Consider the following 14,368-nt stretch of genomic DNA (forward strand, 5'->3'; position numbering starts at 1 on the left):
GAAAGGTGATTCTGCTATGGCGTTTTCTGTCGTGAAAGGCCAGAAGAGTGATCTGACCAAAACCAATCCGGGCTTGTCCCGTCTAACGGTAGGCATTGGTTGGGAGGCAGCCTCGGGTGTAGAGCTGGACACATCAGCATTCCTTCTGGGTTCAGACAATAAAGTGGCTGGAGATGAGGATTTTATCTTTTATAATCAACCCTCTACCTCGTTCATCACGTACATGGATGGTGGACAGGTTGGTGGCGAGAAGAAACAATTCGCCATTGATCTTGGCAAAATCCCTGCCCGAATTGAGAAAATCGCCTTCAGCCTGACGATTCATGACGGTGAAGCACGACGCCATCATTTTGGACAGGTTCAGCATGGTTTTCTACGGTTTGCCAATGCAGCTACAGGTCAGGAAGTAATGAGATATGATCTGGGAAGCGGTTTTACAGTGGAGACCGCGATTGTCATCGGTGAATTGTATCGTCATAACGGAGAATGGAAGTTCAATGCAATAGGATCGGGTTTTGCAGGCGGATTGAATGCACTCTGTGCTAACTTTGGTGTGGATGTGGATGGTGGAGCGGACCCTGCACCAACGACTTCAACCGTTCCTCCGACAGCTGTACCGACTCCACCACCCCCGGTGCCCGCACCAGAACCGACGCCTTCTCCTGTGAATTCGATCAATTTCAGCAAAATTGAATTGAAGAAGAAGGGCGACACCATTAACCTCAAGAAAAATGCGGGTGGACTTGGTGAAATCCTGATTAATCTGAACTGGAATCAACAGGGTAGCAAAGGGTTGTTTGGTCGCAGCAAGAGTGTGGATCTGGACTTGGGCTGTCTGTTCGAGATGAAGGATGGTACACGAGATGTGATTCAGGCATTGGGACAAACGTTTGGTTCACTGAATCGTTTCCCTTATATTGCACTAGATGGGGATGACCGGACGGGATCGGTTAAGACGGGAGAGAATCTGCGGATTAATGGTGCCCGTATCTCGGAAATTGAGCGCATCTTGGTATTTACCTATATTTATGGTGGTGTGGCCAACTGGTCTCAAGTAGACGGTGTGGTAACTATCCAGCAGAAGGATGGCCCGGATATCATTGTCCGAATGAATGAATACGGGAGCCCGCTTGGCATGTGTGGCATCGCGATGTTACGCAATGTGAACAATGAGACATTCAGTATTGAACGAATCGTGCAGTTCTATAATGGCCATCAGGCGTTGGACGAGGCTCATGATTGGGGAATGCAGTGGGTTGCGGGAAGAAAGTAATCATTTGAATTTAATCAATATATAAACGCTGTATCGGTCAGCGCCATTGCAAGGATACTGTTGACCAACGTTATCCTCGATAATAGACCATCAATCCCTCCAGACTAAGGAGGGATTGGTTTTTATGCCCCGACAGCTGGAATCAACTATTGCAGATTGGCTATTGCCAAAGGTGCGAGGAGGAGACAACCCTGAAATATTTTAACTTTTTGAGTCTGGAAGAAGAAGATACTTTATTTTTCTCTTCACCCGTCTCGTTCAATCACCGGACTTCCAAAGATCTACTGGCATATGCTGTTGGGGCTGCTTTATATATGCCCGCGACGCGCACACATATCGCGGACGACATTATGAATGGTAAACATGAAGGTCTGACGACCATTATTATTGATCTGGAGGACGCTGTGGGTGACGACCAAGTAGAGTTTGCCGAGCAGTGTCTGGTACAGCATCTAACTCAACTGATGACTTATATGGAGACAGGCATGCTGAGTCAGGATCAAATGCCTCTTCTGTTTGCTCGTGTACGTTCACCACAACAGTTGGAACGTCTCATTGATACGTTGGGAGAATTGGTGTCCATGCTGACAGGCGTGGCATTGCCCAAGTTTTGTGTGGGCAATGGAAGAGCCTATTTCGACCAGATCCGCAGTTATAATCAACGGAAACCGGATCATTATCCCGTTCTCTATGGAATGCCTATATTGGAAACGGCTTCAATTATATATCGGGAGACACGTTGGGAGACCTTACTGGGCCTTCGAAACATCCTCGATGAAAATGTTGAATATGTGCTCAATGTACGCATAGGTGCGACCGATTTCTCCAGCCTGTTTGGACTACGCCGAAGCCCGGAATTGACCATATACGATATCGCCACGATCCGTGACTGCATCTCGGATATTATCAATCTGTTTGGACGAATGGACAAGCCGTATGTGATCTCAGGTCCTGTCTGGGAATATTTCAGTCAGCGGGAGCGCGTGTTCAAACCTCAATTACGACAGACTCCATTCGAAGAAACCCTGGGCAAATCAGGGCTGCATCTGAGAATGAAATATATTACGAACACAATGGATGGATTGATGCGTGAAGTCATGATGGACAAGGAAAATGGAATTGTAGGCAAAACGATCATTCATCCTTCTCATATTAAGCCCGTACAAGCGATGTACGTTGTTACACATGAGGAATATTCCGATGCCCAAGACATCATTGCCCGTAATGACGGTAGCCTGGGTGTGTTCAAAAGTAATTACTATAACAAAATGAATGAGATTAAACCACACTTGAGCTGGGCGAATCGAATTCTAATCCGATCACAAATATATGGGGTGTTACATGAACAGCAGCATTTTGTCGGGCTCTTGCCCAAGCACGAACAACAACACAACTACGTTCCCAATTCTTGATCAATTCAGCCTGAACGTTCAGGTTACACATAACCCGCTGCAACTTCCACTAGAATCTCTATTTTCCATGGCTGCACGCATCAATAAGAAACGTTCATTTCTGTTTGTAAGCAGACTGCTGGGCAAGCACATCCCAGTTAATCCGTATACCTCGCTTCTGAGTGGCGCGGCATTGGCTGTTCTGTTATATGAGCACCTGACTGAAAAGACGGAAGAGACGAAAGTTCAGATCACCGAGTGGAAACGGGCAATGGTCGAGGGGCTGATTGATCCCCAACAAGCCCGGCAAGTGTATAACATGCTGTTGCAAGAAAGCTTGAGTTTGCCGGAAACGATTCGTTTTGTTGGTTTTGCGGAGACCGCTACAGCGCTGGGCCATAGCATGTACGAGATGTTTGCTGATCATGCTTCTTACATTCACACCACTCGCGAATATGTTCCAGCGATGCATCCGGATATTCAATTTGAAGAAGAACACTCCCACGCGATGGCTCATCGTTGTTATGCGTTGGATCATGAAGCCTTTGCAGGAGAGGGTCCGATTGTTCTGGTGGACGACGAGATTACGACGGGCAAAACGACGTTGAATATCATTCGGGATATTCAGGCCAGATATCCTAGGAAGCAATATGTGATTGCTTCGCTGTTGGACTGGCGTACGGAAGCGGATGAGAATCGATTTGCCGAGCTGGAAGCTGAACTTGGAATTACTATTACACCGTTAAGCCTGTTGAAGGGCCGTATTGAAGTAGTGGGTACTCCACAGATGGAAGCAACACAGCAAGATGAGCAGCTATCCCGTCCTGCCGTAACGCTTCAAACCTCTACCGTTGCTGATGCCTTCGATCAGCTGCACGCTACTTCGGAGGATGGTGAAGGTAAACGTAGCACAGCGAGCTACGTCCAGCATACGGGCAGGTTTGGTATGCAATCCCGTCATAATGGCGAATTGCGCCAGGAGATTAGCCGGATTGCAGAACGGCTTCGGACGCAGCGTACGGGAGAACGGACTTTGGTGATGGGAACAGGGGAGTTCATGTACATTCCGATGCGTATTGCTGCCGAGATGGGAGAAGGCGTGTTGTATCAATCCACTACCCGCAGTCCAATCCATACACATCCGGCTCCAGGATATGCTGTTCGTAGTGGTGCCGGATATGCCTCACCGGAAGACGCATCTGTTCGTAACTTTATCTATAACATCGCCCCGGGACAGTATGACGAGATTTTTGTTCTGCTGGAGAGACAGATGTCCGAAGAACGAATGGAACCGATGTTGAAGGTACTGGGGCAGTTGGGGTGTGGACACATTCATATTGTATATTGCGGCTTGCCAGAGAAGACAGGGGACAACGAGCAATGAACTTAACTAAACTGGAGCTAATCAGACAACGTGAGATTCCGTCTCCCGAACCGATGGGCAGTTATGCTGCATCGGACGTTGTTTTCCTACTGAAGGATATCAGCCATGTGGATCTGGAAAAGGGAACGGGTGAACGGGAGCAGGCGATCCAATCCGGGATTCATTATTCGGAGATGCTGCCCGTGGAATACCAGCCCACAGCAGAATACATCGAGCTGTTCCATCAGACACTGGAACAATCCGCTGCAAGAATCGCACGTCATACCGCCATTGTGGCTGAGAAGATTGTAGAGCGCAGGGGACTGAATCTTGTGCTGGTATCTCTGGCTCGAGCCGGAACACCTGTGGGCATCCTGATCAAACGTTATATTGAATTGAAATACAAAGTGACGATTCCGCATTATAGCATTTCAATTATTCGTGGCAAGGGTATGGACGAGAACGCAATTTTATATATTTTACAGCAGCATGGTCTGGAAACAGCTATTCAGTTTGTAGACGGTTGGACAGGCAAAGGGGCTATTCGCAAAGTGCTGAAAGAGTCCTGTGACCACATGGAACGGACTTATGGCGTAAGTCTTGATGATGATCTTGCTGTGTTGGCTGATCCGGGGCAATGTTCAGGAACTTTTGGGACAAGGGAAGATTATCTTATTCCTAGTGCTTGTCTGAATTCCACCGTCTCGGGACTCGTGAGCCGTACAGTACTTCGGGATGATCTGATTGGGCCGGCAGATTTTCACGGGGCCAAATGGTATCGTGAATGGTCCTCTGCGGATGTGTCGACCGAATACGTGGATACTATTGCTCAGCATTTTCCGGAGATGATGGACCTGACGGAGATTCAAACGGAGGACAATGCTACTGGTACTTCGGAAATCACCTGGAAAGGCTGGCAGGATATCGAGTCCATCCAGCAATCCTTTGGCATTGCGAACATCAATCTGATCAAACCTGGAATCGGAGAAACAACCCGGGTGTTACTGCGCCGTGTCCCTTGGAAGATTCTTGTGGACCGTCTGGATAATCCGGATTTGCAACATATCATGATGCTCGCCAGAGACAGAAATGTGCCGGTTGAGGTATATCCGGGATTAACCTATTCCTGTTGCGGCATTATTCAATCCCTGGGAGGTGGAGGAGAATGATGATCTACGCAAGTGATCTGGACCAGACGCTGGTGTACTCCCGTCGTGCGCTCCGTATTCCCGAAGATACACCGGGACTTGTTCCCGCAGAGTGGATTAACGGCAAGTTGTCCGCTTTTATGTCGGCATATGCACTGGAGCGACTGCAGTCTTTGCCACAAGACATTGTATTCATGCCTGTAACTACACGTACAGTTGAGCAGTATAGGCGCATTCATATTTTTCAGAGCGAATGTATTCCGAAATATGCGGTGACGAGTAATGGTGGCAACATCATTGTTGACGGTCAGGTAGACGATGAATGGAATCTGCATATTCGTTCTTTGCTTCGTCAGCAGGCAGCTACTCCCGAAGAGATCCTGAATTTATTTGACGATGTGCTGAGCCCGGAGTGGGTAATTAATCAGCGATTGTGTGATGAGCTGTTCTTTGCATTGCTGATCGAACGTGACAAGCTTCCAATGGAGCATATTGCGGAAAAGATTCGGGTGTTAGAGACGCTGGGATGGGAGAGTTCGATTCAGGGGCGGAAGCTCTATCTGGTGCCTTCGGCCGTGAACAAACGAGCTGCAGTGGAGCATATTAGGCAACGCATTGGCGATGTGCCTGTGATTGCTTCGGGTGATTCCTTGCTGGATCGTTGTTTGCTGGACTTTGCGCACTACGCCATTGCTCCGTCTCACGGAGAGTTACATGTGGAGAGACAGCGTGTACCTGAGCAGGTACCGTATCAATTTACGGAACAATTCGGTGCTTTTGCAGCAGATGAGATTCTCGATTACGTTCACCGTATTCATAACGATCAACAGACCCAGATAGACCATGCCGAGATAAGGGAGACCGTATAAATGAAAAAAATGAAGATTTACTTCAACCGTTGGTTCTCTGTAACGTATCATTATATGAATGCGATTCGGGACAATGAGGACGGTATGGAATTTGAGATCTACGGTACTCATCCTGATCCTGGACATATGGCATTACAGGGCTGTGATGTTGCAGAAGTTGAACCGCGTCTAACGGGCCGGGAGTATGTTGATTTTTGCCTCGACTTTTGCCGTCGTCATCAGATTGATGTGTTTATTCCACGCTGGAACATGCTGGACATCAGCAGACATATCTCCCTGTTCGAAGAGATCGGTACACGGGTTATCGTATGCTCGGACACGGAATTGCTGGAACAATTGATGGAGAAAGACCGGTTCTATGAATCGGTGCGTGAGAAGGGCATTATGGAGATTCCGGATTATTTCACGGTCAGTAATGCTGCACAATTCCAGCAAGCCTATGAGGCGCTACGTGCACGTGGACACGATGTATGCTTCAAACCATGTAATGGTGAGGGTGGTATGGGATTCCGAGTGATTAATAATGAACGTGATCCGTTGCAGGAGTTGTTCGGATACGCGCTTAACTCCATTTCGTATGAAGATGCCCTGCGTGCGTTCTCTTCTGCTCCGTCCTTTCAAAATGTCATGGTGATGGAGGTACTGGAAGGATATGAATACAGCATTGATTGTCTTTCGGATCGCAATGGGAAACTTATAACGGCTATCCCGCGTAGAAAAGAAAGAGGACGTTTGCGCTTGCTTGAAGAAAACGAGGAATTGCTGGCGATTGCCCGCAATGTGGCAGAAGTATATCGGATTCCTTATAATTTTAATATACAGATGAAATATCGCAAGGATACACCGAAGCTGCTGGAGATCAATCCGCGTATGTCGGGTGGGTTGCACATGTCTTGTCTGTCGGGCGTGAACTTCCCGTATCTGGCGGTCAAGTCTGCACTTGGCCATGATATTGGACCACTTCATCCGAAGTTTGGCATACTGGGAAGTCATATCGAACAACCATTTATAATCGACGTTCAGAAGGTAAGCGGAGTACACCACGTCTAGCTGAGAATTTCCCTCAACATTGACACCTTCTGGATGGTTTTTTTACAATACGGATGAGAGGTTATTCAAAAAGTCCATCTTCTCGGTACTGAAAATCAGACTTTTTGAATATGCACTGTATGTGTTGTTAAGGCAGGAGGACAAGTAATGTTACGGAAAACGAAGATAGGTATAGGCGCATTGGTCGGTTATGGTCTCGCGGCGATCACGAGTCCCTTTCTACCGGATGTCATCACGTGGGCAATTCCGGCACTGGCAACTGTGGTCGGAGGATTGATTCCTTCACGTTCCACGCCACGTACACAGGTCCAGGGTTCGTCATCAGCCCCTGTACCCATTACAGATATCGGAAATGAACCATCCCGCTTGAATGGTGGACAAGCACCGAGCACAGTGCCAACAGGGGCACGAGAAGCTTCTCTGGCAGAGCCCCAACCGAGCTCCACTCCCGCACAGCATGCGGGCACAGAACAAGCGAAGCCTTCCCGCACCGAACCAGATCCTGTATTTGATCCGGTGATTGAGTACCTGGAAGTTCTGGAGGACATGATCATCTCCGAAGGTCAGAAGAACGAGCTGGATAATGAGATCGTGGAGAAATCATTGGCGTTGTTTGCCCGTTTGCAGCGTGTGATTCCTTCCCTTCAGGAACTAAATAACGGAGATATCAACCATACGGTGCGCAGACTTATTTTGAAAGACCTGAACGGTTTTATTAATCCATTTTTACGTTTAAGTGGAGAAGCCAAACGCAACAATCGGCGTATGCTGCTGAATGGTCTTCGAGACGTGGATTCCAAGATATCGGATATTGTATCAACGATTGAACATAAAGACTTAATGGAGCTCCAGAACAAAGCGGAACTAATACATCAACGGTATAACAGCTCTGAATTATAGGAGGGATTGGCATGGCAACGGAATGGGCTCAGTTGAAGCAGGAAGATGAGCAACGGATTAACCAGGAAGCAACACAGCTTATTCAGAAAGTGTCCCAAAGTGATCCGGCTCATCTGGATACCTTAATGGATGATATCGGCAAGTTGGGCGTGAAAACACAAGAGAGAGCAGGACAGACTCTCAAGTTGCTTGATCGCCCAGTCAATGAATTGATGTCCGGGAACCGGGCAGAGGTATCAAACATGATCCTGAAGCTCCGTGATGAATGTGAGAGTTTGCAGCAGAGTAAAAATGTGAGTTTTGTCGGGAAGTTGTTACGTAAAAGCCCGCTGAAAAACTATGTATACCGTTATCAATCTGTTCGCACGAACATTGATGCGATCATTAACGGGTTGCGGGACGGCAAGGACAACCTGGAAGAAAGCATCGTAAATATGCGCCAATTGAAACGTTCGTCCATTCAGGAGATCTACAATCTGCAGACCAAAATCTCTTTTGGTAATCAATTGAAAGCATTGTTCGAAACCGAGATTGCCAAGCCTGAGAACGAGAATCGTAAAGCACATCTGGAGCGTGGGTTGCGCAAAGTGGTAACACGTACCCAATCCATGACAGAGATGATCATGCTGTACAATCAGGCAATCGCAGCTACCGACATCATTAATGATAACAATGACAAGCTGATTGATTCCGTTAATAATGCCATTGATAAAACAGCGAATCTGATCACCGTTTCGGCCATGATTGCGATGGCTCTTAATGATCAGGAGAAGGTCATTTCTGCTGTGGAAGCGACGAATAAGACGATTGAAGATCAATTCAAGGAGAACGCCAGATTGTTGAAGACAACAACAGAGAAAACAAATGAACTGTTGTCCAAACCTGCGATGTCCCTTGAAGCGGTCAATCAGGCGATGGGTGATCTGATGTCTGCACTGGATCTGTCCGAGCAGTCCAATCGCCGGATCATCGAGAGCTGTAATGACTATACCAACAAGATGACAACCCTTAACGCTAAAATGAGCGATCGACTGGGTCTGGAAGGGCCGAAGGCTGCTGCCATTCCGGAGAAAAACAAACCGGATTCCAGTGCATTAGGATCTTTCCTGGATTAGGGTAGGACTCGCTGCATATCGTATCGAGATTGCTACATGGTTTTATTTTCTACGAGGGACGCCGAGTGCGTCTCTTTGTTTCATTTATTTGATAGAATGAAGGTAAAATCTGGGGTTGTGCGAAGGAGCTTGCTGAACATGCTGGACTTTTCATTCGAGATTATTGATGAGACCAAGATTAATATTCAATACAAATATGGCAGTGAGTTCTTTAACTTTAACCTGTATTATGCAAACGGGGAGTGGACGCTGCATCCTTTTGACGGCATACTGATCCAAAACCGTGAAATGTGCAGTCTGATTGTATCGGAGCTACTCCGTAACAAAGATTTTCATGTCATGTTGGCTAAAGAGAAAATCATCTTATCCCAATTACGCACCAGTGTTAACCTCCAGTCCAATGAGCCGGATGAATGGGTAGCAGATCGGAGAAACGCGGATTATTCCAGTCCTGATGATGAGTTGATGGATTACATAGGGAACCACAGTTTCGAAGACATATTACAGCTTGAGCAAGAACAGATTGAGGCCAAAGTGCAATTCTTCCAACAGATCATTCAGAGAATGTTTATGGAGGGGCTTGGACCGGAAGATGCTGATTTCATCAAAGTTCAGGCCGTGATTCGGATATATAAGGAGACATACGATCGTCTTGGTGAGTTGAATGATCATAATAGGGGTGATCGTGGACGCAGAAGATGGTAGGATGTAAAGGTGAAAAAAAGGTTCATCAGCCATAGGCAGATGAACCTTTTTGTTCTTCTGATATTCAAGGGAGATGAATGGTTTGGATATGATCGGTATGCATAATTAAAGAAGTCCCATCCGCTTCTACCAACGCAAGCAAGTGGCTGTCTGCACTCTTCAATAACCCTGCTCGGTAAGGCTTGCAACCGAGGTTGAGTACAACAAGTTCACCTATCATTTTATGAAGTTGCTGATCGAGTGTACGGGAGAGTGACATGGACGAAGGTTGCATAGGGAAATGTTGCTTACTAAGGGAATAGGGTGTGCTGTTAGTAGGGGAAGGAATAATATACTTCAGATGATTAATGGAAACATAGATAGAATGATATAACGGAGAGTAGAACATAAAGTAGTCATTCATAATATTTGTAATATAACCATGCAGTGTTTTCCCTCCGATGGATATTTCACTGAAACGTCCACGGGCGTTCATCAGCATTTTGCGGTAAGAGATGTTGGTGTGATCCATCTCGGGGTCAGGTGTTGGCACAATCATACTTGTATCATCTGCTGAGTGGACATGCATGGTTTGAACATGATGAAGTGGAATATAAACAAATCGCTGGTTTCCGTAGACTACAATCAGATCCTGGCCTACATCAATGATCTCACCCTGGATCGGTAGTTTACAGCCAGACAGCTCCAATTCGACGGATTTACCCAGCCAATGAGTAAGAAGTTCCACAGTATTCCTCCTCTCAATAGAGAATAGATGTCCAAATATATAGTGAAATTAGGCTAACAATTAGACTTATTGGTATCACAATAAAGGTAACTTTCATATACTGTTTCCAGGAGATTCGAATATGATGGGTCTTTAATATATACATCCAAATTAACGTTGCCAAGGTGCCAATAGGCGTCAGCAAGGCTCCGATATCACTTCCCAGAATGTTGGCAAGATACGCAAGATGCAGTTGAGATTCACTTAGTGGAAGATCTGTAACAGCAAAGGTCCCAATCATGACGGAGGGCAAATTGTTGAATAGATTGGAAAGCAGAGTGAGCATTAACCCCGACACAGCAATGATGCTGGCATTTCCTCCTTCTATTATAGGTTTCATCCACTGAATGATCGATGCGGTCATGCCTGCTCGGTGAAGACTATCCACAATAACATAAATGCTGAAGGCAAAGAGTAGAATGTGCCAGGGCGTTTGTGTTATCACATCTTTGAGTCCAGTCCGGGTGCGATACCAACGCACAGCGAGCATGAGAATAACACCAGTGATTGCAACTACCTCCATACGTATACCGACTTGCTCAGCTAGAAAATATCCTGCACGGATAAATACAACGATACCAATACAGACACGGAACAGCCACCAGTCTACTTTATTCTCGGATTCAGTTGTCTGCAGCGGATGATATCCTGAACCTGATGAAGACTGCAGGGATACAGGGAAATGATGAATAACTTTGGGAATACTTCTACGAAAATAATAGAACAGTAGTACAGTCATCACCATGATCGCAAGCATGGATGGCACAAACATCATCTGAGTATAAGTATTCAGATTTAAGCCAACCATTTGCAAAGCAATCAGATTAGCCAGATTACTAAGTCCAATTGGCGCACTGGAAGCCGTGGCGATTAGAGCACCGGAGATCAGGTAGGGTAACTGTTGATGCATTTTCAGACGAAGTATAGAACAGATTCGAATAATGATCGGAGTTGTGATCAGAATACTGCCATCATTGTTGAAGAAGATGGTCATGAGAAAACAAAGTAATAGAATTAGCCAGAACAATCGAAAGCCAGAACCTCTTGCTTTCTCAATCATATTCAAAGCGATCCAGCGAAAAAAACCGATGCTATCTAAAATAATCGACATGACAATGGTAGAGAGGATTGTTACGGCTGCACCAGATACGATCCCGAAGATTCCAACAATGTGAGCATAGCTGCTCACTCCAGTTAAAATAAGAAGAAGGGCGCCAAGCGAGGTGGGTATAGATTCATTCAATCCGCCAGGACGCCACATCAGGAAAATGACAGTGATGATAAAGACCCCGAAGGTTAACCACAACTGGTAGTCAGGCATTTACTGTGATTCACCTCCCAGGGGGAGAAGTCCTGACGAAGCCTGAAGCAGATGTTCATGGGATGGAGTGGGCCTTCCGGGTGTAACGATCCAGTAAAAAGGCACACCAATCAAGACTAATGCGACGAAGATCAACATGATAATTCCCCCCTTTAAGCTGGTAGATAACTTAAGTTGTCAGTTTATTTCAGTTACTTCTTTTTACCGCCGGATTTGTTGCCACGGGACTGGTTGCCTTGATTGCCTCGCGACTTGTTACCACCTGATTTATTGCCTTGGGATTGGTTGCCTTGAACTCGTTGCCCCTGAGAACGATTGCCTTGGTTGTTCCGTGACTTGTTGCCGCCGGACTTATTACCCTGGGATTGGTTCCCTTGAGCTGCTTGGTTCCCTTGACTTGTATTACTACTGTTGTTGTTGTTGTTGTTCCCACCACCACGTACGAGGGATACAGATTTCACATGTTGCATCGGAATACGAACAATCTCCTGATTTTTCAAAGTCATGATCAATTGGTTCTGGTTGGCATCGGCCAGGATGCCTTCCACTTTTTCAGGTCCTCCCCGGTTAATCTGGACACGGCGGAAGCGGAGTGCTTGCATAACGCCCAAAAACGTGTTGGAAGGAATAGGATTCCCCATGGCTGCATTTCGGTTACCACCGGAACGGCCTGTATCTGTTATGCTTTTGACATGTGATTCATTAACGTAGACAATCCCTTCTTTGCAGTTCATCGCCATATAGTCCCAGCGTACGTCCGTGAGTGTACCTTGTACTGAATCAGGTCCTCCCCGGTTAATCTTAATCTCTCTTCCCAACAAACCTCTCATTCCTTGACCATTCATAGACATTGTGTTTGACCCCTTCCATGATATAAGTTCAGATGGACAAAAATGGTGGATGTAATTATGATCCCTTCCATTCGTCATTCGTGTCTGTCTGTAGTTTAAGCATATGTGACATGCTTCTTGGAGGGACTAGCCAGTTAACTATTTTTATACCATTTCAGCTATAATCTATGAAAATGATGTAAATTTATAGATTAATAACTCGGTTATTCCGCATTATGACAAGTGAATTGGGATGTGATAAGTATCAGGACTGTGCATTCGCCCGTACGACTTTCTGTGCATCTGCATAGGATGATGTAAGAGCCTACGGGCGAATCTTACAGGTACTCGAAAGGCGGATGGAAATGGCTCTACCTGTCTACCATATCAGCTTGTCTCCAACCGAATATCAACAGTTAACGTCCAATATATGGTCAGAGACGTTTGTGAACAGCACGATGCAGATGGACGGTAAGCCGTTTCCGATCCGGCTTCGATACCGTGGAGGACATACACGCGGTTATCCCAAAAAATCATTTGAGATTCGTACATCCAGCCGAACGTATCATTTTAATGCGGAGTATGATGATCCTTCGTTGTTGCGCAATGCACTTTCTTTTCGTTTTTTTGAGTCGATTCGTGTACCCGCACCGTCTACACAACACTGCGTACTCTATCTGAACGGGCAGCTTCTGGGTGTATACCTGAGGATCGAAGGAGTGAAATCCTTCTTTTTTCGCCAACGGAAAATCCCTGTGCGCAGTATCTTCTATGCGGTGAATGATCATGCTGGTTTTATGATAAATTCGAATTCCTCTTCAACAAGTACCGACTTATTGTCAGGGTACAGCTTAATTCGTGGTAAAGATGTGGATCGCACAAGGCTACGTAACTTTATTCAGCAGTTGAACATAAAGTCCAGGCTGGAATTGTTTCGTTTTTTACAGTCGAGGGTGGATACAGACAATTATTTACGCTGGTTAAGTGGAGCTGTGCTTACAGGGAACTTCGACGGATTTCATCAGAATTACACATGGTATGAGAAAATCAAAAGCGGAAAATATGGCATCCTGCCTTGGGATTATGAGGGTACTTGGGGGAGGAATTGTTATGGAACACGAGTTGACCCCAATCTTGTTCGTATTCAGGGGTATAACAGACTTACCGGACGATTGCTGGCATTCCGCAGTTTCCGTCAACAATATAAAAAGCTGATGCGGCAGCATCTGATGAATGCTTTTACAGAGAAGCGAATTATGCCTCTAGTCCATCGATTGCACAATGAGATTCGGGAAGATGTCAACAAAGATCCTTACATGAAATGGCCCATGGACGTATTTGCAGGTGAACCGGAAAGAATTCGCGAATATGTGCTGAAACGTCGGGAGTATCTAAGTGAAAAACTACGTCAGCTGTAAGCACTTAACTAGTGTGAGGAAGGGAGACCTTCCTTTTTTTATTGCCAAAATGATGAGAAGTTTATTGTATTGGGAAAAGTAGGGTAATAAGAATAGAAGCGGCATTGTAAAATACGCTATAATAACCATATGTGTACATAGAAATGATTACATATTGGACGCTGTGGAGAAAACAACATGTCTAATGGAGGCTCTGAGCTGGAACGTGTTATCGGTTTA

14 protein-coding genes are annotated in these 14,368 nt (G+C 46.0%); 10 read left to right on the forward strand and 4 right to left on the reverse strand.

What is annotated here, in order from left to right:
• Positions 1-16 precede the first annotated feature (16 nt).
• The 9 genes from MHI55_RS05630 (at position 17) to MHI55_RS05670 (ending at position 9,814) form a co-directional block, all read left to right on the forward strand.
• Entirely contained in the window at positions 17-1,273 is a 1,257-nt protein-coding gene (locus tag MHI55_RS05630; protein ID WP_340389239.1) for a TerD family protein, read from the forward strand.
• 209 nt (positions 1,274-1,482) lie between these two features.
• Positions 1,483-2,685, forward strand: coding sequence for an HpcH/HpaI aldolase/citrate lyase family protein (locus MHI55_RS05635; RefSeq protein WP_051446978.1), 1,203 nt, complete (start codon positions 1,483-1,485; stop codon positions 2,683-2,685).
• Positions 2,615-4,048 carry a phosphoribosyltransferase family protein gene (locus tag MHI55_RS05640; RefSeq protein WP_081745830.1) on the forward strand — a complete coding sequence of 478 codons (1,434 nt, stop codon included), beginning with the start codon at positions 2,615-2,617 and terminating at the stop codon, positions 4,046-4,048. The genes MHI55_RS05635 and MHI55_RS05640 overlap by 71 nt, the downstream gene beginning before the upstream one ends.
• A complete protein-coding gene (locus tag MHI55_RS05645) occupies positions 4,045-5,196 on the forward strand; it encodes a cysteine protease StiP family protein (RefSeq protein WP_340389241.1) in 1,152 nt (383 codons plus the stop codon). The genes MHI55_RS05640 and MHI55_RS05645 overlap by 4 nt, the downstream gene beginning before the upstream one ends.
• Entirely contained in the window at positions 5,196-6,044 is an 849-nt protein-coding gene (locus MHI55_RS05650) for a hydrolase (protein ID WP_047844115.1), read from the forward strand. Before MHI55_RS05645 ends, MHI55_RS05650 begins: the two co-directional genes overlap by 1 nt.
• The gene (locus tag MHI55_RS05655) at positions 6,045-7,094 is read left to right on the forward strand and encodes an ATP-grasp domain-containing protein (RefSeq protein WP_036606276.1); all 1,050 of its coding nucleotides are present in this window, start codon (positions 6,045-6,047) and stop codon (positions 7,092-7,094) included.
• A 147-nt stretch (positions 7,095-7,241) separates the two neighbouring features.
• Complete coding sequence (locus MHI55_RS05660; protein WP_100526565.1) at positions 7,242-7,994, forward strand: hypothetical protein; 753 nt, start codon at positions 7,242-7,244, stop codon at positions 7,992-7,994.
• An 11-nt stretch (positions 7,995-8,005) separates the two neighbouring features.
• On the forward strand, positions 8,006-9,109 hold the full coding sequence (locus MHI55_RS05665; RefSeq protein ID WP_036606281.1) for a toxic anion resistance protein: 1,104 nt from the start codon (positions 8,006-8,008) through the stop codon (positions 9,107-9,109).
• Positions 9,110-9,247: 138 nt separating this feature from the next.
• Positions 9,248-9,814, forward strand: coding sequence for a hypothetical protein (locus MHI55_RS05670; RefSeq protein ID WP_340019396.1), 567 nt, complete (start codon positions 9,248-9,250; stop codon positions 9,812-9,814).
• 64 nt (positions 9,815-9,878) lie between these two features.
• On the opposite strand, the gene MHI55_RS05675 is transcribed toward MHI55_RS05670, so the two are convergent.
• Genes MHI55_RS05675 through MHI55_RS05690 form a run of 4 tightly spaced genes read right to left on the reverse strand, consistent with a single transcriptional unit; the run spans position 9,879 to position 12,752 of the window.
• Complete coding sequence (locus tag MHI55_RS05675; RefSeq protein WP_340389243.1) at positions 9,879-10,541, reverse strand: DUF2642 domain-containing protein; 663 nt, start codon at positions 10,539-10,541, stop codon at positions 9,879-9,881.
• Positions 10,542-10,554: 13 nt separating this feature from the next.
• On the reverse strand, positions 10,555-11,901 hold the full coding sequence (locus MHI55_RS05680; protein WP_036606287.1) for an arsenic transporter: 1,347 nt from the start codon (positions 11,899-11,901) through the stop codon (positions 10,555-10,557).
• On the reverse strand, positions 11,902-12,039 hold the full coding sequence (locus tag MHI55_RS05685; RefSeq protein WP_155985018.1) for a hypothetical protein: 138 nt from the start codon (positions 12,037-12,039) through the stop codon (positions 11,902-11,904).
• Positions 12,040-12,092: 53 nt separating this feature from the next.
• Positions 12,093-12,752, reverse strand: coding sequence for a hypothetical protein (locus MHI55_RS05690; RefSeq protein ID WP_340389245.1), 660 nt, complete (start codon positions 12,750-12,752; stop codon positions 12,093-12,095).
• A 344-nt stretch (positions 12,753-13,096) separates the two neighbouring features.
• Here MHI55_RS05690 and MHI55_RS05695 point away from each other — a divergent pair, with 344 nt between their 5' ends.
• Positions 13,097-14,149, forward strand: coding sequence for a CotH kinase family protein (locus tag MHI55_RS05695; RefSeq protein ID WP_340389248.1), 1,053 nt, complete (start codon positions 13,097-13,099; stop codon positions 14,147-14,149).
• Positions 14,150-14,368: the final 219 nt, after the last annotated feature.

The sequence above is a fragment of the Paenibacillus sp. FSL E2-0151 genome (genome assembly GCF_037993015.1).
Lineage (GTDB): Bacteria > Bacillota > Bacilli > Paenibacillales > Paenibacillaceae > Paenibacillus > Paenibacillus amylolyticus.